Below are 18,518 nucleotides of genomic sequence, written 5' to 3'. Positions count from 1 at the left end.
GGCACCGGGCCGGCGTTATTCACCGGCCCGGCAGGGTCTGTTGCCTGATATTCAGCCGTAGACGGGGAAGCGGGCACACAGGCTTTCGACCTGCTCGCGCACGCGGCTGTTGACCGCCTCGTCATCAAGATTGTCGAGGATGTCACACATCCAGCCAGCCAGATCGCGACACTCGGCTTCGCCGAAACCCCGCGTGGTGACCGCCGGCGTACCGATCCGCAGACCGGAGGTCACGAACGGTGAACGCGGGTCGTTCGGAACGGCGTTCTTGTTGACGGTGATATGGGCGCGCCCCAGAGCCGCATCCGCGTCCTTACCGGTAATATCCTGTTTGATCAGGCTGACCAGGAAAAGATGGTTCTTGGTGCCACCGGAAACCACGTCGTAGCCGCGATCGACAAATACCTCAGCCATGGCTGCGGCATTCTTGATCACCTGCTGCTGGTAGGCCTTGAACTCATCGCTCATGGCTTCCTTGAAGCAGACCGCCTTGGCAGCAATGACATGCATCAACGGACCACCCTGACCACCCGGGAAGACCGCCGAGTTCAGTTTCTTCTGCAGGTCCGCGTCGTCACAGGCCAGGATCAGGCCGCCGCGAGGACCGCGCAGGGTCTTGTGTGTGGTAGTTGCCACCACGTGGGCATGAGGCACCGGATCCGGGTAAACACCGGCCGCAACCAGGCCCGCCACGTGAGCCATATCGACGAACAGGTACGCACCCACCTTGTCGGCAATCTCGCGGAAACGGGCAAAATCCAGCTCCTGGGAATAGGCCGAGAAGCCGGCGATGATCATCTTCGGCTTGTGCTCAAGGGCCAGGGACTCCACTTCGTCGTAGTCGATGAGACCGGTTTCCGGGTTCAGGCCATACTGGACGGCGTGATAGATCTTGCCGGAAAAATTGACGCTGGCACCATGAGTCAGGTGGCCGCCGTGGGCCAGGCTCATACCAAGCACGGTATCGCCCGGCTTGAGCAGCGCCATGAATACCGCGGAGTTAGCCTGTGAGCCCGAGTGCGGCTGCACGTTGGCGTAGGCGGCTCCGAACAGTTCTTTTGCGCGATCAATCGCCAGGGTTTCCGCCTTGTCGACGAATTCACAACCACCGTAATAACGCTTGCCGGGATAACCTTCGGCGTACTTGTTGGTCAGCACACTGCCCTGCGCTTCCATGACCCGCGGGCTGGTATAGTTCTCGGAAGCGATCAGCTCGATATGGACTTCCTGACGGTTCCGCTCCGCTTCCATGGCGGTCCAGAGTTCGTCGTCGTAGCCGGCGATTTTCATATCACGATTAAACATGGATGTGCTGCCTCTGTGTGCTTGGCTGGCTCCGGAGCACCCGAACAATGCGCCCGCTCCGAAGACCCTGAAAAATTGGGCCGCTATTCTATCTCGAAATCGGGTGAAAAATCATCCTTTAAACGGTCCGCAGATACCGTCACACCGCGATCTGAGGATGGCACTCAATTGCTATCGCCCCCTTGTTTCGATACCTTACCCGATCAAAACGACTGAGCCAGATTCCGCATTCACGAACCTGTTTTCATACGAGGTCTATCCGACATGGCCCAATACGTATATACCATGAACCGCGTGGGCAAGGTGGTTCCGCCCAAGCGGGAGATTCTGAAAGACATTTCCCTGAGCTTTTTCCCCGGCGCCAAGATCGGCGTACTCGGCCTGAATGGCGCAGGTAAGTCCACCCTGCTCCGTATTATGGCGGGCGTAGACCAGGATTACATCGGCGAAGCCCGCCCCCAGCCGGGCATCAATGTCGGCTACCTGCCACAGGAGCCGGAACTGGACGAGACCAAGACCGTCAAGGAAATCGTCGACGAGGCGGTTTCCGGCGTTCACGACGCACTGGCGGAACTCGACCAGGTCTATGCCGCCTATGCCGAGCCGGATGCAGACTTTGACGCGCTGGCCAAGAAGCAGGGCGAACTGGAAGCCTATATCCAGGCGACGGACGGCCACGATATCGAGCGAAAGATGGAAGTCGCCGCCGATGCACTGCGCCTGCCACCCTGGGACCAGAAAGTGAACGTACTGTCCGGTGGTGAGCGCCGCCGTGTGGCCCTGTGCCGTCTTCTGCTGTCGGGTCCGGACATGCTGCTGCTGGACGAGCCCACCAACCACCTGGACGCCGAATCCGTGGCCTGGCTCGAACGCTTCCTGCACGACTACGAAGGCACCGTGGTCGCCATCACCCACGACCGTTATTTCCTGGACAACGTGGCTGGCTGGATCCTGGAACTGGACCGCGGCCACGGCATCCCGTTCGAAGGCAACTACAGCCAGTGGCTGGAAGCCAAGGAGAAGCGCCTGGAAATGGAGGCCAAGCAGGAAGCCTCTCACCAGAAGGCCATCAAGCAGGAACTCGAATGGGTTCGCAGCAACGCCAAGGGGCGCCAGTCCAAGAGCAAGGCCCGTCTCGCCCGTTTCGAGGAGATGAGCTCCCAGGAATTCCAGAAGCGTAACGAAACCAACGAGCTGTATATCCCACCCGGACCACGCCTGGGCAACAAGGTGATCGAGGTGGACGGTATCAGCAAGTCCTTCGAAGACCGGCTGCTCTACGAAGACGTATCCTTCAGCGTTCCGCCGGGCGCCATTGTGGGCATCATCGGTGGTAACGGGGCCGGTAAATCCACCCTGTTCCGCATGATCGCCGGCAAGGACCAGCCCGACTCCGGGACCATTACCGTGGGTGAAACCGTTGAGCTGGCCTATGTGGATCAGATGCGCGATCTCGATGGTGACAAGACGGTCTGGGAGGAACTGTCAGACGGCCAGGACATCATCAAGGTCGGCAACTACGAAACCCCGTCCCGCGCTTACGTCGGCCGGTTCAACTTCAAAGGCACGGATCAGCAGAAGCGTGTGGGCGACCTGTCCGGCGGCGAACGCAACCGGCTTCATCTTGCGAAGCTGCTGAAGGAAGGTGGCAACGTACTGCTGCTGGATGAGCCGACCAACGACCTCGACGTGGAAACCCTCCGGGCCCTGGAAGAAGCCCTTCTTAACTTCCCGGGCTCCGCGCTGGTCATCTCGCACGACCGCTGGTTCCTGGACCGGGTCGCGACCCACATTCTGGCGTTTGAGGATGACGGGGACGTGGTCTACTTCGAAGGCAACTTCAGCGAATACGACGAAGACTTCAAGAAGCGCAAGGGCGATTCCGCCATGCAGCCCAAACGGATGAAATACAAGAAACTCGCGTAAGCAGAAGGGCAGCTCTGCATGAGCTGCCCTTCTCCCGCCCCTCACTGCACAACAGAAGATCTGACGGATTATGGCCAAAGCGAAGACCGCCTTTGTCTGCACCGAATGCGGGGCGGACTACTCGAAATGGCAGGGGCAATGCTCCGCCTGCCAGGCCTGGAATACCATCACGGAAGTCCGTGGCGCCGGATCTTCGGCCAAAGGGGCCAGGGGCGCAAGGTTCGAAGGCTTCGCGGGGAGCCTCTCCGAGGTCCAGAGCCTGGATTCGGTCAGCCTCGCCGAACAGCCCCGCATCGGCACCGGCATGCAGGAATTTGACCGGGTACTGGGCGGAGGCCTGGTGGAGGGCTCCGCCGTTCTGATGGGTGGCCATCCGGGCGCAGGCAAGAGCACCCTGCTTCTGCAAGCGGTCTGCCACCTGGCGGCCAGCGTACCGGCCCTGTACGTGACCGGCGAGGAGTCACTCCAGCAGGTTGCCATGCGCGCGAAACGCCTTGGCCTGCCAACGGGCGATCTGAACATGCTGTCGGAAACCAGCGTGGAGCGCATTCTCCAGGTCGCTGAAGCAGAAAAGCCCCGAATTCTGGTGGTGGACAGTATCCAGGTCATGCATGTAGCCGACATTGAATCCGCCCCTGGCAGCGTCTCTCAGGTTCGCGAGAGCGCCGCCTTCCTGACCCGTTTTGCCAAGCAGACCGGGACCATTCTGTTCCTGGTCGGGCATGTGACCAAGGACGGCAGCCTGGCGGGCCCCAAGGTGCTGGAGCACATGATCGACTGCTCCATTCTGCTGGAAGGCTCCAGTGACAGCCGATACCGCACTCTCCGGGGCATCAAGAACCGCTTTGGTGCTGTCAACGAACTGGGCGTATTCGCAATGCTCGAACAGGGCCTGAAAGAAGTGAAGAACCCCAGCGCAATTTTTCTCAACCGTGGCGAGGATGCTGCACCGGGAAGCGTGGTGATGGTGGTCTGGGAAGGAACCCGCCCCATGCTGGTCGAGATCCAGGCGCTGGTGGATATGGCCCAGGGCGGCTATCCGCGGCGAGTGGCGGTGGGCCTGGACCAGAATCGCCTGGCGATGTTACTGGCTGTACTTCACCGCCATGGCGGCCTGCACGTGTCAGATCAGGATGTCTTTGTGAATGTGGTGGGCGGCGTCAAAGTGAACGAGACCAGTGCCGATCTGGCCCTGCTGGCAGCCATTGTCTCGTCATTTCGGGATCGTGCCCTGCCACAGGACCTGGTGATCTTCGGGGAGGTGGGACTTTCCGGAGAAATCCGGCCGGTACCCAGCGGCCAGGAACGCATCTACGAGGCGGCCAAGCATGGGTTTACCCGCGCCCTGGTACCGAAAGCCAACGTGCCACGCAAACCAGTGGAGGGCATGACGATTATTCCGGTCAACAAGCTCAGCGATGCCCTGACGGCGCTGGAAGATCTCTAGACTGGTGGTCAGTCGATCAGGTGAGCGAACTCGCGCTCAAGCAAGGCCTGGTCGCCGAGGTTGAGCTCCACCAGCCGCTTGAGGTGGGTGACGCTCTCCAGGTCGATATACTGGCATTTGAAGCCAAGCCGGTGCGTTTCCACGTGCTTCAATTCCACGGCCATGACAATCGCCGTCATCTGATCATCCAGGTGGATCACCACCTCACACGGATCATTCAGCGATGCTGTCCAATGATCGGGACGCCTGACCAGAACCCCCTTCAGGGAAATATCCAGTACCTCGGTAGTCCAGACATTGTCCCGACAATGCAGTTCGCAGGGCGCATCGAATTCGATTCGGTGAAAACGGCGTTTCTCTGGCGCTTGTGATGACAAAAGGTAACTCCTGCTGACCGGTCCGACTCACTGTGACTATAGCGGGGACCGGCCAACTCGGCCAGTGGCAGTGCGCAGGGGCGCCTACCGGTGGTACTCGGGACTGAGCTCGACAACCGCTTCGATGAACGCTTTGGCGTGCTCAGGGTCCACATCCGGCGTAATACCATGCCCCAGGTTGAATATGTGCCCGGTCCCGCTTCCAAAGCGGCGCAAAATATCGGCAACCTCCTGGCGGATCCGCGCCGGCGGCGCATACAGCATCGCCGGATCCATATTGCCCTGCAGGGCCACCCGATCCCCGATCCTGGCCCGGGCATTGCCAATGTCCGTGGTCCAGTCGAGACCAACCGCATCGCACCCGGAATCGGCAATCGATTCCAGCCACTGACCACCGTTCTTGGTGAACAGGATGACCGGAATGCGGCGTCCGTCCCGTTCACGGATCAGGCCATCCACGATCTTGGTCATGTAGCGGAGCGAAAACTCTTCGTACGCCCAGCTGCTGAGTACGCCGCCCCAGGTATCAAAAATCTGCACAGCCTGTGCGCCGGCGCGAATCTGACCGTTGAGATAGTCGACAACCGCGTCCGCGAGGTGGTCCAGGAGACGATGCATGACCTCTGGCTGGCCGTACATCAGCTTTTTGGCTTCCCGGAAATCCTTCGATGAGCCCCCTTCGATCATGTAGGTCGCGAGTGTCCAGGGGCTGCCCGAGAAACCGATCAGGGGTACCCGACCACCCAGCGCATCGCGGATGGTCGATACGGCGTTCATCACATAATCCAGATCGGCTTCCGCCTTGAGCTTCGGCAGCGCAGCGACATCCGCCTCAGAGCGGATCGTATGCCGGAACTTCGGGCCTTCGCCGGTTTCAAAATACAACCCCAGACCGAGCGCATCCGGAATCGTCAGGATATCCGAGAACAAGATGGCGGCATCAAGGGGAAAACGCTCCAGCGGCTGCAGCGTGACCTCACAGGCCAGTTCCGTATTTTTGCACAGGCTGAGAAAATCCCCGGCCTTGGCACGTGTCGCCCGGTATTCCGGCAGATAGCGGCCAGCCTGGCGCATCATCCATACCGGTGTGCGATCGACGGGTTGACGCATCAGGGCACGCAGGAATCGGTCGTTTTTCAGCTCTGTCATAGCAAGTCCGGCCTTCAGGTCTGATAGAGAATTCGATGGCGGCAATGATACCCGGATCAACGGAATAAAAAAGGGCGGCTTCCACCTAGAAAGCCGCCCTTCTGATCCGTATCAACCGGACATCAGACGTCCAGGTAGTCGAGGATACCCTCGGCAGCCTGGCGACCCTCCCAGATGGCCGTTACGACCAGATCGGAGCCACGGACCATGTCACCACCGGCAAAAATCTTGGGGTTGCTGGTCTGGAAGGCATACTCCGATTCCTCCGGCGCGTGAACCCGGCCCGAATCGTCGGTGCTGACACTCAGCTCATCGAACCAGTCCGCGGGGCTGGGGCGGAAACCAAAGGCCACCAGCACGGCATCGGCGGGAATCACCTCTTCGCTGCCGGGAACCACCTCGGGACGACGGCGACCGTTCTCGTCCGGCTCGCCCAGCTGGGTCTGGACCACCTTGACGCCCTCGACGCGGTCTTCGCCAATGATGGCGATAGGCTGACGGTTGAACAGGAACTTCACACCCTCTTCTTTGGCATTGGCGACTTCACGGCGGGAACCCGGCATGTTCGCTTCATCCCGGCGATAGGCACAGGTCACACTCTCCGCCTGCTGTCGGATCGAGGTACGGTTACAGTCCATAGCGGTATCGCCACCGCCGAGTACCACGACACGCTGACCTTTCATATCGATAAAGTCGTCGGCATCCTTTTCAAAGCCCAGGCGGCGATTGACGTTGGACACCAGGAACGGCAGAGCATCGTAGACGCCCGGAAGGTTTTCGCCCGGGAAGCCACCCTTCATGTAGGTGTAGGTCCCCATGCCCATGAACACGGCATCAAACTCATCGATGATGTCCTGGAGCATCACATCCTTGCCCACTTCGGTTTCCAGACGAAATTCAACGCCCATCTCCTCGAAGACCTGGCGACGGCGGCTCATCACGCTCTTCTCCAGCTTGAACTCCGGGATACCGAAGGTGAGCAGGCCGCCAATCTCGGGATAGCGGTCGAACACAACCGGCTTGACGCCGTTGCGCACCAGGATGTCGGCGCATCCCAGACCGGCAGGCCCGGCACCGATCACTGCGACCTTCTTATCCGTCCAAGTCACCTGGGACATATCAGGCTTCCAACCCAGAGCAAAGGCGGTATCGGTGATGTATTTTTCCACCGAACCGATGGTTACGGCGCCATAGCCGTCGTTCAGGGTACAGGCACCTTCACAGAGCCGATCCTGGGGGCAAACACGGCCACAGACCTCGGGCAGGGAGTTAGTCTGGTGACACAACTCCACCGCTTTCATGATGTTGCCTTCCGATACCAGCTTCAGCCAGTTCGGAATGTAATTGTGTACCGGACACTTCCACTCACAATAGGGATTGCCGCAAGCCAGGCAGCGATGGGCCTGGGAACCGGCGGCATCGGCGGTGAAGGGTTGGTAGATTTCACCAAACTCTTTCTTCCGTTTCCTGGCCGGTACCTTCTTCGGGTCGACCCGCCCAACTTCAACAAACTGGAAGTCGTTATTCAGTCGTTCTTTCATCATGGTGCTCTCATCAGCTCAATTTCGACACGGAGAAGCGAGCTGTTCAGACGTCGCTTCCCGAACCCATTCCGGCCCGACGCTTATTCCGGACGCGCGCGGGTGCTGGCCAGCAGACTGCGCAAGCTGGCGGCCTTGGGTTTCACCAGCCAGAAACGGCCGATGTAATCGTCGAAATTCTCAAGAATGTGCTCTGCCCACTCACTACCGGTTTCCGCGATATGCTCGCGGATCACGCCGCGCAGGTGGTTTCGGTAAGACTCCATGTCCTCGCTGGAGATACGCTGGATTTCCACCAGTTCATGGTTGTACTTGTCCACGAACGTGTTGTGTTGGTCCAGTACGTAGGCAAAACCACCGGTCATACCGGCGCCGAAGTTGTGTCCGGTATTGCCCAGAACCGTCACCAGGCCCCCGGTCATGTACTCACAGCAGTGATCACCGGCACCTTCCACGACGGCGGACGCACCGGAGTTGCGAACGGCAAAACGCTCTCCGGCTGTTCCCGCGGCAAACAGCTTGCCGCCGGTGGCGCCGTACAGACACGTGTTACCCATGATCGAGGTTTCCTGGGTCTTGAACTCACTACCACGTGGCGGCTTGATCACCAGCTTGCCACCGGTCATCCCCTTGCCCACGTAATCGTTGGCATCACCCTCGAGGATCAGGTTCAGACCACCGACGTTCCAGACCCCGAAGCTCTGGCCGGCCGTTCCGGTCAGATCCAGGGTGATAGGCGCATCGACCATCCCCTGGTTGCCATGCTTCTCGGCGATTTCACCCGACAGTCTCGCACCGATGGAGCGGTCACAGTTGGTTACCCGGTAAGACCAGGCACCGCCGGACTTGTTGTCGATTGCCGATGCGATGTCCTTGACCATTTGCTCCGCCAGGGTGCCGCGGTCGAACGGATGGTTGCGCTCTACCTGGCAGGTCTGGGGCTTGTCCGCCGGAATGCTGTCGTTCTGCAGCAGGCGTGTCAGATCCAGCTTCTTCTGACGTTCGGTATCACCGGGAAGGCGCTCAAGCAAATCTACGCGACCGACCAGTTCCTCCAGGCTGCGCACACCCAGCTTCGCCATCCACTCACGGGTTTCTTCCGCCACGAAACGGAAGAAGTTCATGGCCATCTCAACGGTACCCTTGAAATGCTCTTCCCGCAGATGGTCATTCTGGGTGGCTACGCCGGTCGCACAGTTGTTCAGGTGGCAGATACGCAGGTATTTGCACCCCAGCGCAACCATAGGTGTGGTCCCGAACCCGAAACTTTCCGCGCCGAGAATGGCACCCTTGACCACATCGAGGCCGGTCTTGATCCCACCGTCTGTCTGCAGCCGGATCTTGCCACGAAGATCGTTCGCCCGCAGCGCCTGCTGGGTCTCGGTCAGACCCAGCTCCCAGGGGGAGCCTGCGTAACGGATCGACGTCAGCGGACTGGCCGCGGTACCGCCATCGTAACCGGAGACGGTAATCAGATCGGCATAGGCCTTGGCAACACCGGCGGCGATCGTACCCACGCCGGGCTCGGACACCAGCTTGACCGAGACCAGTGCCTTCGGGTTGACCTGTTTGAGGTCAAAGATCAGCTGCGCCAGATCCTCGATGGAGTAGATATCATGGTGCGGCGGCGGAGAAATCAGCGTCACGCCCGGCACGGAATACCGCAGACGCGCGATCAGCTCATTGACCTTGCCACCCGGCAGCTGGCCACCCTCGCCCGGCTTGGCACCCTGGGCAACCTTGATCTGCATGACGTCCGCACTGCGCAGGTACTCTGCCGTCACGCCGAAGCGTCCTGAGGCCACCTGCTTGATCTTGGAACGTTTCTCGGTGCCGTAACGCGCCGGATCCTCACCGCCTTCACCAGAGTTGGAGCGACCGCCAAGGGTATTCATGGCAACCGCCAGCGCCTCGTGTGCCTCCGGAGAAAGCGCCCCCAGGGACATGGCGGCGGAATCGAAACGCGGGAATATGTTCTCCACCGGCTCGACTTCCGAGACATCAATCGACTTCAGATCCTTACGGAAGGTCAGAAGGTCGCGAAGCGTCGCTACCGGGCGCTCGTTCACCAGCCCGGCATATTCCCTGTATTGCCCATAGTCACCACTGGTCACGGCTTCCTGGAGTTTACCGACGACATCCGGGTTGAAGGCGTGGTACTCCTGACCGTGGACATACTTCAACAGGCCACCCTGGGAAATAGGCTTGCGAGCTTTCCACGCGACGCTCGCCAGCTTTTCCTGGTCTTCCTGGAAGTCAATGAACCCGGCACCCTGGATGCGGCTGGGAACGCCCTTGAAGCACAGGTCGACCACATCGTCTGCCAGACCGATCGCCTCAAAAAGCTGGGCGCCCCGGTAAGAGGTGATGGTGGAAATGCCCATTTTGGACAGGATCTTCAACAGACCTTTGTTGATACCTTTCCGGTAGTTGTTCTTGGCGTCGATCGGATCAATCAGGACCTCACCGGTGCGGATCAGATCATTGAGGATCTGATAGGCAAGATAAGGGTAAACGGCGGTCGCGCCAAACCCGAACAGCACGGCAAAGTGATGCGGATCCCGCGCCCAGCCGGTCTCGACCACAAGGTTCGAATCGCACCGCAGCCCCTGCTTGACCAGGTGATGGTGAACCGCACCGGTCGCCATCAGGGCGTTGACCGGCAGCTCTCCCTCACTGAGATCCTTGTCGGTGAGAATCAGGATGACCTTGCCATCCCGCACGGCCTGCTCGGCCCGGTCACAGACATTCCTGATCGCCTGCTCCAGCCCCTGCTCCGGGCGATAGCTCATGGAGATTCGCGCAACCTCGAATCCCGGACGGGTGTTGTTGGAGATCTTGAGGAACTTCGCCGGCGACAGGACAGGCGTAGTCAGGATGATCCGATCCGCGTGTTCCGCGGTTTCCTCGAACACATTGCGCTCGGCGCCGATACAGGTTTCCAGCGACATGACGATCGACTCCCTCAAGGGGTCGATCGGCGGGTTGGTTACCTGGGCAAATTTCTGACGGAAGTATTCAGCAACGTGCCGCACCTTGCTGGACAATACGGCCATGGGCGTATCATCACCCATCGAGCCAACCGCCTCCTGACCGTTCTCCGCCAGAGGCCGGAGGACCTGGTCCCGCTCTTCAAAAGACACATTGAACATCTTCTGGTGAACGAGAAGCTCATCACCAGACATTAATTTGAATTCAGGTGTGTCCTGATTCAGCGTGGTTTCCACACGCAGGGCGTTTTCTCTCAGCCACCGCTTGTAGGGCTGCGCCGTCTTGAGACGCTGATCCACATCGCTGGTATGCAGGACTTCGCCGGATTCCGTGTCAATCGCGAGGATCTGTCCCGGACCGACCCGGCCCTTGGCGACAACGTCGTCAGGCTGATAACCGTAGGTGCCGATCTCGGAAGCCAGAGTGATGAAGTCATCCTTCGTGATGACCCACCGGGCAGGACGCAGGCCGTTGCGGTCGAGCATGCAGACGGCGTAGCGACCATCCGACATGACCAGGCCCGCTGGCCCATCCCACGGCTCCATGTGCATGGAGTTGTACTCGTAGAAGGCGCGAAGCTCGGAATCCATGGTATCGACGTTCTGCCATGCGGGCGGAATCATCATGCGAACCGCACGGAACAGATCCACCCCACCGGCAAGAAGGACCTCCAGCATGTTGTCCATGCTGGAAGAATCTGATCCCGTCAGGTTTACCAGCGGCTGCAGTGTCTGAAGATCCGGCAGATCCGGCGAGCTGAACTTTGCCGCCCGGGCAATGGCCCAGTTCCGGTTGCCGTCAATGGTATTGATCTCGCCGTTGTGGGCAAGGTAACGGAAAGGCTGTGCCAGCGGCCATTTGGGCATGGTGTTGGTGGAAAATCGCTGGTGGAACACACAAATGGCCGTCTGGAGATCCGGATCGCCCAGATCCTTATAGAAGTTGGCCAGATCCGCCGGCATCATCAGGCCCTTGTAGGCAAGAGTCCGGTGCGAAAGGCTGCAAATGTAGAATTCCGAGTCTTCTTCCATGTCGCGTTCGGCATGCCGACGGCCAACGAACAGACTGATTCCGAATTCTTTCTCCGACTTGCCTGCTGGCACAACGAAAACCTGCTCAATGCGCGGCAGGCAGTCCAGGGCCATGGGCCCCAGGCAACTGTCGTCAACCGGGACTTCACGCCAGCCCATGATTTCCAGGCCTTGCTCTGTCAGGCGCTTTTCGACGGCCGCACGTCCGGCCGCTGCCTTGTTATCGTCCGGGCTCAAGAAAACCTGACCGACAGCGAACAGGTCGCCAGGTTCACGGCCGAAGGCCGTCTTGGCTGCCTTTTTCAGGAACGCATCCGGGCTCTGAATCAGAAGGCCACAGCCATCGCCGGTCTTGCCGTCTGCAGCGATACCACCTCGGTGGGTCATGCAGGTCAGGGACTCGATGGCAGTTTGCAACAACTTGTGGCTGGCCTCGCCCTTCATGTGGGCGATCAGACCAAATCCGCAGTTGTCCCTGAATTCTTCGGGATGATACAAACCTGTCATCATAAGCGTTCTCTCGCGTAGAAATGCTTTTCAATCAGAGGGTTAGCAATAAAGCAGCCTGAAGGGCACCCTCTGACACTGAAAATGGGGGCTGGCCATTTTACACACGTAGAAATACGTACTCAAATCAGAGTTGAATTATTGTTAGGGTCTGCCACCGTTGAGGACCGGGCTGCCAACAGGCCTGACGGGCTGCCGGCATAACGATGGTGGTCAGAGATCTGCGCTGCGACGGACCCAGGGCGATTGTTTCCGGAGGGCCTCTGGCAGCGACTGGACAGCCTCGTGAGCAGCACCGCTACTCACAAAATCGCCATATACTACCATAAACCAGGGCTTGTCATTCAGCTTTGACCGGGTGTAAGCCAAACCGTCCAGGTCGGGATATTGGCGAATCAGATTCAACGCCGTCGATTCCAGGTGGCCCGCAATCAACTGTACCGTCCATCCCTTACGATCACGAAGCCGATCCAGATCGACAAAACGTGCCGGCAAGGCTGGAGTAAAGGCCGGCTCAGCGGGTTCAGGTTCGGACTCAGGCTTGATCCTGTCCTGCTCCGGAACCGAAGCCGGCTCAGTCACACCACCATTGTCAGTCACCGCATCCGCCGTCTCTACCGGCACGGAATCCGCCGGGCCATCCGTCGTTTCTGGTGCCTCCGGCTCGCTGGCCCGTGCTTCCCCGCTCAGGGGCTCAGCACGTGCGGAAGCACTCGATTCGGACACCACCGGGGGCGGTTCGGTACTGATCGTGGGTTCAGGCTTGTCCGCTGCTGGCAATGGAGCCGGCTCAACAGCTTCCTTTTCAGGCTCGGGCTCTGGCGCCGACTCTGCATCAGGCCCGACCGTTACGCTTTTCCGCACCGGCTCTGGCTTTGTCTTGGGCACAGACTGGTCAGCGACGGAATAATCGTACTGCAGAGACACCAGCCACCAGGAACCCGCCAGAATGATCAGGGCAAGCGCCGGCCAGGCAAATTGGCGCCAGGATAAGGCCGTCCGTTTTCGGGAGCCGGGTTTCTCCGCCACCATGTCCAGCCAGACGCCGGGGGTGATCCGTTTCAGCCTTCCAAAACTGCCCTGGCTCAGCGTATGCAATCGCTCCAGTTTCGAGTTACTGAGCAGTTCAGGGACCGGACCACCGGCGCGCTGGATTCGTGGCTCAAGATAGGCATAGATGTCCGATTTTCCCAGGGGACGAAGATGCAGGTGATGAACCGAAAGCGTGTCCTCATCAACATCCAGAAGCGGCAGCAAAGCCTCGGTGCCCGAAAAAACCGGGACCGCAGCCATTGCCCGCTCGGACGAGAGAAAGCCCGACAAAATCAACCGGGAGACCTCAGGCGGCACCTTGTCGGCGTCGTCAATCAGCAGCACCATCCGCTGCCCCTTACGAACTTTTGCCTGCGTCCACCGGAAAAATTTGAACACGGCCTCTCTCGGGCCATCGTCCGGAGCAATCGCCGAACGGGCCACGCTCCGCAGGTCCCGGGCCAGCGCCTGCGGGCTGGTGAGCGCCGCCGTCGGAAGCCGGTGAAAATCCAATCTGGCGGCCTCACTACGGATGAGCTCGCCAAGCAGACGGGTTTTCCCGGAACCCACGGCTCCGGTCAGGACAAGAGCCATGTCACCGAAGCCGCAGAGGTGTCTCAGCGTCTCAAGAGCGTGCTGCCGGGAAGCATCCGGGAAAAATGGCGTATCCATATCCAACGGATCGGCCCTGAGACCATAGCGATGCTGCAACCGTGGAAACAGCCCGCCGTCCTCAACACTGTTCAATCCATCGACCATCGTCGCTTCCAGGCCTCCGACCCTGACTATTGCTGGCCACAGAATGCCAAAAGGGTTGCCGCCAGGTGCTCTTTCGAGGCGTCTGCGGTTACCTCAGCCTCACCAACCGACCGAAGCAGGACCAGTCGGAGCTGACCATCCACATTCTTCTTATCGACCGCCATCAAAGACATGAAATCATCCGGAGTCATATTCCCTGGTGGCAACTGGGGCAGACCGGCTGACTGAATGATCCGAATCACGCGCTGGTAATCAGCCGGAGTGATCATTCCTTCCCTGACCGAGAGATCGGCAGCCATTATCATACCGGTGCCAACCGCCTCACCGTGCAACCAGTGTCCATAACCGGCGAAGGTTTCGATGGCATGTCCAAAGGTATGACCAAGGTTCAGAATAGCTCGCAGCCCACCCTCTTTCTCGTCCTGAGCCACCACATCCGCTTTACAGGCGCAGGAACGATAGACCGCTTCGGCCACCGCATCGGTGTCCAGTCGGGTCAACCGGTCCATATTGGCTTCAAGCCAGCTGAGGAACACCGGCTCACGGATCAGACCGTACTTTATGATTTCCGCAAGGCCTGCAGAGACCTCCCTGGGAGGCAGCGTCTTGAGGGTATCCGTGTCGATAAGAACCACGCTCGGCTGGTGAAACGCGCCAATCATGTTCTTGCCCAGAGGGTGATTGATGCCCGTCTTCCCCCCTACTGAAGAGTCAACCTGGGAAAGCAGGGTCGTCGGAATCTGGATAAAGGAAACGCCGCGCTGGTAGCAGGCTGCAGCGAAACCTGTCATATCGCCGACGACCCCGCCACCCAAAGCGACCAGGGTAGTCTTGCGGCTATGGCGCTCCTCGAGTAGCGCATCAAACACCCGGTTCAGAGTTTGCCAGTCTTTGTATTTTTCGCCATCCGGCAGAACAACCGAACTGACCGATTTGCCCGGGAAGCTGGCCTCCGCGTGCTTCAGATACAACGGCGCAACCGTGTCATTGGTCACGATCATGACCTGAGAACCTTCCACCCAGGGCGACAGATCCACGGAACCCAGCAGGCCCGCGCCGATCAGGATGGGGTAACTCCGCTCACCCAGATCAACCGATAGCCGATGCAGAATTTCAGACATGATGGCGCCCCTCCTTACGAACCTGGCGGCGATGGCGTGGAGTTCTTGGATTAATTCGGTTAACCAGTTGCCGGACGACAAGACGGGGACTTTTACGGTCCGTATGCATCACGATATCGGCCAGCTCGCGATAGATAGGGTCGCGAATGGCAAACAGGTTCCGAAGGATCGACTCCGGGTCGTCGTTTTGCAGTAGTGGACGATTACGGTCCTTCCTGGTCCTCTCAACCTGCTGCTCTATTGAGGTTTTCAGATAGACAACCACCGAATCCTGCTTCAGCAAAGGGTGGTTTTCCGGGCGCATTACGGCTCCGCCTCCCGTCGCCAGAACCGTCTGGGGCTCGGAGGCCAGCTCGGTCAGCATCGCAGTCTCTCGCTGCCGGAACCCGTCTTCACCCTCAACATCAAAGATCCAGGGAATGTTGGCCCCGCAGCGCTCTTCAATAATCCGGTCGGTGTCGAGGAAGCGATAGCCCAGCTCGCGGGCCAGCATCCGACCGATAGTACTTTTTCCCGCCCCCATGGGGCCCACCAGAACGATTCGCTTGGGCAAAGACATAAGACACGCTCAAAAGCTTTCAGGCGGGTGAGAATAGCACAAAAAAAGCCGCCGGTTTTACGCGGCGGCTTTCGTTACACCCGACGATTACTGGATCAGATCGTTCTTGATGATTTTTGGTGTGATGAAGATCAGCAACTCGCTGCGCTCATCGACATTTTCGGTCCGCTTGAACAGGGCTCCCAGGTAAGGAATATCCCCGAGGAACGGCGTTTTAGTGGTCTGGGTAGAGACCTGGGACTGGAAGATACCACCCAGGACCACAGTTTCGCCGTTACCAACGAGCACCTGCGTGGTGACCTGGTTGGTGTTGATCGACGGAATGCCGGCAGTTACTTCACCCCGGGAATCCTGATTCACCACCAGATCCATGATGATCTTGTCATCCGGCGTGATCTGGGGAGTGACTTCCAGAGAGAGCACCGCTTCCTTGAAGGAAACCGAGGTCGCACCAGAGGATGACGCCTCCTGATACGGAATTTCTTCACCAGACTTGATCGATGCGGTCTGGCGATCCGCCGTCACAACGCGAGGCTGAGACACGATCTCGGCCTGGCCGTCACTCTCAAGCGCTGACAGTTCGAGATCGACGAGGAAGTCATCGCTGCCCCAGCCGATGGCCAGCGAAGAAGTCCCCTCACCTGAGACCCCAAGATCAACCGCAAGCGCGCCAGGGAAAGTGATCGTATTATCATTGCCCGCTGCCGCGTCCCTGGCTTCTTGCAGGGTTCCCTGAGATCCACCAACGGTAAATACATTGTTGCCGCTGACATCGTAGGCTGCACCACCCCAGCGAATACCCAGGTTCTCGGCCACGTTGGTCTGCGCCCGCACAATGCGTGCCTCAATCGAAACCTGACGGACGGGAACGTCCCAAGTGGACACCAGTCTGCGGATTTCTTCGAGCTTGGCAGAAGTTTCTCGGACACTGATCGTGTTGGTGCGCGCATCGGAAGACACGAAGCCCCGATCAGAGATCAATTCCTTGTCGGCCTTGATCAGATCAACGATGTCAGATGCCTTGGCATAGTTGACCTGGATGATATCCAGCCGAACCGGTGCCAGTTCTGCGATCTGCTTGTTGGTTTCAAGTTCCAGCTTCTCCCGGGCTGCAATCTCGTCAGCCGGGGCCACCAGCAATACGTTACCGATCTGGCGCTTGTCGAGGCCCTTGGTCTTCAGGATGAGATCCAGAGCCTGATCCCAGGGCACGTTTTGCAGTCGCAGGGTAATGCTACCGGTGACCGTGTCACTGGCGACAAGGTTCAGGCCGGTAAAGTCGGCAATCAACTGCAGAACCGACCGCACTTCGATGTCCTGGAAATTCAGCGACAGCTTCTCACCCGTGTACGGGAATTTTTCTTCCTTACGGGCCTGAGCTTCCTGCTCAGTCAGCTTCTCGACGCTGACAGTAAACTGACTGCCCGACTGGTAGGCAATATAGTCGTAGTTACCTTCGGGGCGGATCTCAACCACCGCGTTGCCATCGGAAACGTAGGTATCGATTCGGCTGACCGGTGTCGCAAAGTCAGTGACATCAAGCCGACGACGGAGGTTTTCGGGCACCGAAAGCTCCGGCATGGTCAGTCGGATCTTGCCACCCAGTTCGGAGAGGTCGACCGGCGTGCTGCTGGAACCCAGATCGACAATGACTTTGCCCTCGCCATTCTTGCCGCGGCGGAAATCGACACCTGCCAGCGTATTCGGCGCGTTCGTCGTGGTTGAGGAGGCACTGCCGGAAGACGAACTGGACATCGCGGCGGCACTTGCAGGCTCGCCGTCACCGCCGATGGTCATTACCAGGGCATTCCCGTTCCGGACCGTCGTGTAAGGCACCAGGTCCACCAGGTTGAAAATGAGGCGCGTCCGGTCAGGCGTCTCGACAACCGTCATGCTCTGGGCATTACCACCACCCAGAGGAATACTGCGACTGTCCAGACCGCTTTTGGTGTCGCGCAGATCCACCGCAATGCGGGCAGGACGCTCGATCGTATAGCCCGTAGGCTCCGGGGGCTGCCCGTCAAACTGGAGTTTAACCTCGAGCCGATCCCCCGGTAGCGAGGAAAACGACACGTCGTCCAGCGTGACCGCGTTGGCCAGGCCGGAGAACAACCCAAAAGCAATCACGCCGACGTACACTGTGAGTTTTCTGAACATCGCTAGCCTCGACCCTAAAACTTTTTGTTCGTGCATGTTTCTTTCAATCTTCATTGTGCCGCTCCTTAGCCCTGTCCCTCATTCAATGTCAGGGAACGAGGACGCTCGACCCAGCCGCCCCGGCCATTGGGAACGATTTCAATCAACTCGATTCGCGTTTCACTGACTCCGACAATGCGGCCATAGTTCTGCCCCATGTAATTGCCGGTTTTAACCCGGTGAATACCGCCTGTACTGTCTTTCACCAGGGCATACAGATCGCCGGAGGGCCCTTGCAGGGTTCCGACCATACTGAGCGCCTTGATATCGAAATTCTCCAGTACTTCACGGGGCCTATCCAGGTCCGGTTCGACCTCACTCACCGGCTGTTGCTCTACCATGGTGAGCTGAACATCGATGGGCGGCTCGAACGGAGACCTCCGGTCCGCGGCCGAATAACTGAAGGCTTCATAGGCCTTGAACTCCGGCAAGGGCTCGACATGCCCCCTCGGCTTCGCCCGGGCCTCCGCCATGAACTTGTCCAGATCCGAAAAACCACCGCCCTGGGAACACGCCGTCAACAGCGACACCAGACACACTCCCAGCCAGGCCTTACCTGCATGATATCCCGCCATGC

12 protein-coding genes are annotated in these 18,518 nt (G+C 59.1%); 2 read left to right on the top strand and 10 right to left on the bottom strand.

The window, feature by feature from the left end:
- Positions 1-51: 51 nt before the first annotated feature.
- Positions 52-1,305, bottom strand: coding sequence for a serine hydroxymethyltransferase (gene glyA, locus MLD04_RS17360; protein ID WP_248160666.1), 1,254 nt, complete (start codon positions 1,303-1,305; stop codon positions 52-54).
- A gap of 264 nt (positions 1,306-1,569) precedes the next feature.
- On the opposite strand from glyA, the gene ettA reads away from it, so the two are divergent.
- Together ettA and radA are read left to right on the top strand one after the other, a co-directional pair.
- Positions 1,570-3,231: an energy-dependent translational throttle protein EttA gene (gene ettA, locus MLD04_RS17355; protein WP_248160665.1), complete on the top strand. Its 1,662-nt coding sequence runs from the start codon at positions 1,570-1,572 to the stop codon at positions 3,229-3,231.
- Between the two features lie 70 nt (positions 3,232-3,301).
- Positions 3,302-4,678 carry a DNA repair protein RadA gene (radA, locus tag MLD04_RS17350; protein ID WP_248160664.1) on the top strand — a complete coding sequence of 459 codons (1,377 nt, stop codon included), beginning with the start codon at positions 3,302-3,304 and terminating at the stop codon, positions 4,676-4,678.
- Between the two features lie 8 nt (positions 4,679-4,686).
- Here radA and MLD04_RS17345 read toward each other — a convergent pair whose 3' ends face one another.
- From MLD04_RS17345 to MLD04_RS17305, 9 genes are all read right to left on the bottom strand, one after another.
- Complete coding sequence (locus tag MLD04_RS17345) at positions 4,687-5,055, bottom strand: PilZ domain-containing protein (protein WP_248160663.1); 369 nt, start codon at positions 5,053-5,055, stop codon at positions 4,687-4,689.
- 84 nt (positions 5,056-5,139) lie between these two features.
- Positions 5,140-6,204 carry a uroporphyrinogen decarboxylase gene (gene hemE / locus MLD04_RS17340; RefSeq protein WP_248160662.1) on the bottom strand — a complete coding sequence of 355 codons (1,065 nt, stop codon included), beginning with the start codon at positions 6,202-6,204 and terminating at the stop codon, positions 5,140-5,142.
- Positions 6,205-6,326: 122 nt separating this feature from the next.
- Positions 6,327-7,745 (bottom strand): FAD-dependent oxidoreductase, encoded by a 1,419-nt coding sequence (locus MLD04_RS17335; RefSeq protein ID WP_248160708.1) that lies wholly within the window; start codon positions 7,743-7,745, stop codon positions 6,327-6,329.
- An 83-nt stretch (positions 7,746-7,828) separates the two neighbouring features.
- A complete protein-coding gene (gltB, locus tag MLD04_RS17330) occupies positions 7,829-12,277 on the bottom strand; it encodes a glutamate synthase large subunit (RefSeq protein WP_248160661.1) in 4,449 nt (1,482 codons plus the stop codon).
- Between the two features lie 210 nt (positions 12,278-12,487).
- Positions 12,488-14,065 (bottom strand): AAA family ATPase, encoded by a 1,578-nt coding sequence (locus tag MLD04_RS17325; protein WP_248160660.1) that lies wholly within the window; start codon positions 14,063-14,065, stop codon positions 12,488-12,490.
- A gap of 26 nt (positions 14,066-14,091) precedes the next feature.
- Positions 14,092-15,174, bottom strand: a complete 1,083-nt coding sequence (aroB, locus tag MLD04_RS17320) for a 3-dehydroquinate synthase (protein ID WP_248160707.1) — start codon at positions 15,172-15,174, stop codon at positions 14,092-14,094.
- Positions 15,175-15,178: 4 nt separating this feature from the next.
- Complete coding sequence (gene aroK / locus MLD04_RS17315) at positions 15,179-15,745, bottom strand: shikimate kinase AroK (protein WP_248160659.1); 567 nt, start codon at positions 15,743-15,745, stop codon at positions 15,179-15,181.
- An 87-nt stretch (positions 15,746-15,832) separates the two neighbouring features.
- A complete protein-coding gene (locus tag MLD04_RS17310; protein ID WP_248160658.1) occupies positions 15,833-17,902 on the bottom strand; it encodes a type IV pilus secretin PilQ in 2,070 nt (689 codons plus the stop codon).
- A gap of 65 nt (positions 17,903-17,967) precedes the next feature.
- The gene (locus MLD04_RS17305) at positions 17,968-18,516 is read right to left on the bottom strand and encodes a pilus assembly protein PilP (RefSeq protein WP_008940770.1); all 549 of its coding nucleotides are present in this window, start codon (positions 18,514-18,516) and stop codon (positions 17,968-17,970) included.
- Between the last annotated feature and the right edge of the window lie 2 nt (positions 18,517-18,518).

Source organism: Marinobacter koreensis, from assembly GCF_023156285.1.
GTDB classification, from domain to species: domain Bacteria; phylum Pseudomonadota; class Gammaproteobacteria; order Pseudomonadales; family Oleiphilaceae; genus Marinobacter; species Marinobacter koreensis.
The sequence above is the reverse complement of the archived record's forward strand: the minus strand, read 5'-3'. Positions and strand labels throughout refer to the sequence as shown.

What these genes read in the sequence shown, in the direction of transcription:
- glyA (WP_248160666.1), bottom strand. Translation starts at nt 1,305, where the DNA reads ATGTTTAATCGTGATATGAAAATCGCCGGCTACGACGACGAACTCTGG.
- ettA (WP_248160665.1), top strand. Translation starts at nt 1,570, where the DNA reads ATGGCCCAATACGTATATACCATGAACCGCGTGGGCAAGGTGGTTCCG.
- radA (WP_248160664.1), top strand. Translation starts at nt 3,302, where the DNA reads ATGGCCAAAGCGAAGACCGCCTTTGTCTGCACCGAATGCGGGGCGGAC.
- hemE (WP_248160662.1), bottom strand. Translation starts at nt 6,204, where the DNA reads ATGACAGAGCTGAAAAACGACCGATTCCTGCGTGCCCTGATGCGTCAA.
- MLD04_RS17335 (WP_248160708.1), bottom strand. Translation starts at nt 7,745, where the DNA reads ATGAAAGAACGACTGAATAACGACTTCCAGTTTGTTGAAGTTGGGCGG.
- gltB (WP_248160661.1), bottom strand. Translation starts at nt 12,277, where the DNA reads ATGATGACAGGTTTGTATCATCCCGAAGAATTCAGGGACAACTGCGGA.
- MLD04_RS17325 (WP_248160660.1), bottom strand. Translation starts at nt 14,065, where the DNA reads ATGGTCGATGGATTGAACAGTGTTGAGGACGGCGGGCTGTTTCCACGG.
- aroK (WP_248160659.1), bottom strand. Translation starts at nt 15,745, where the DNA reads ATGTCTTTGCCCAAGCGAATCGTTCTGGTGGGCCCCATGGGGGCGGGA.
- MLD04_RS17310 (WP_248160658.1), bottom strand. Translation starts at nt 17,902, where the DNA reads ATGTTCAGAAAACTCACAGTGTACGTCGGCGTGATTGCTTTTGGGTTG.
- MLD04_RS17305 (WP_008940770.1), bottom strand. Translation starts at nt 18,516, where the DNA reads ATGGCGGGATATCATGCAGGTAAGGCCTGGCTGGGAGTGTGTCTGGTG.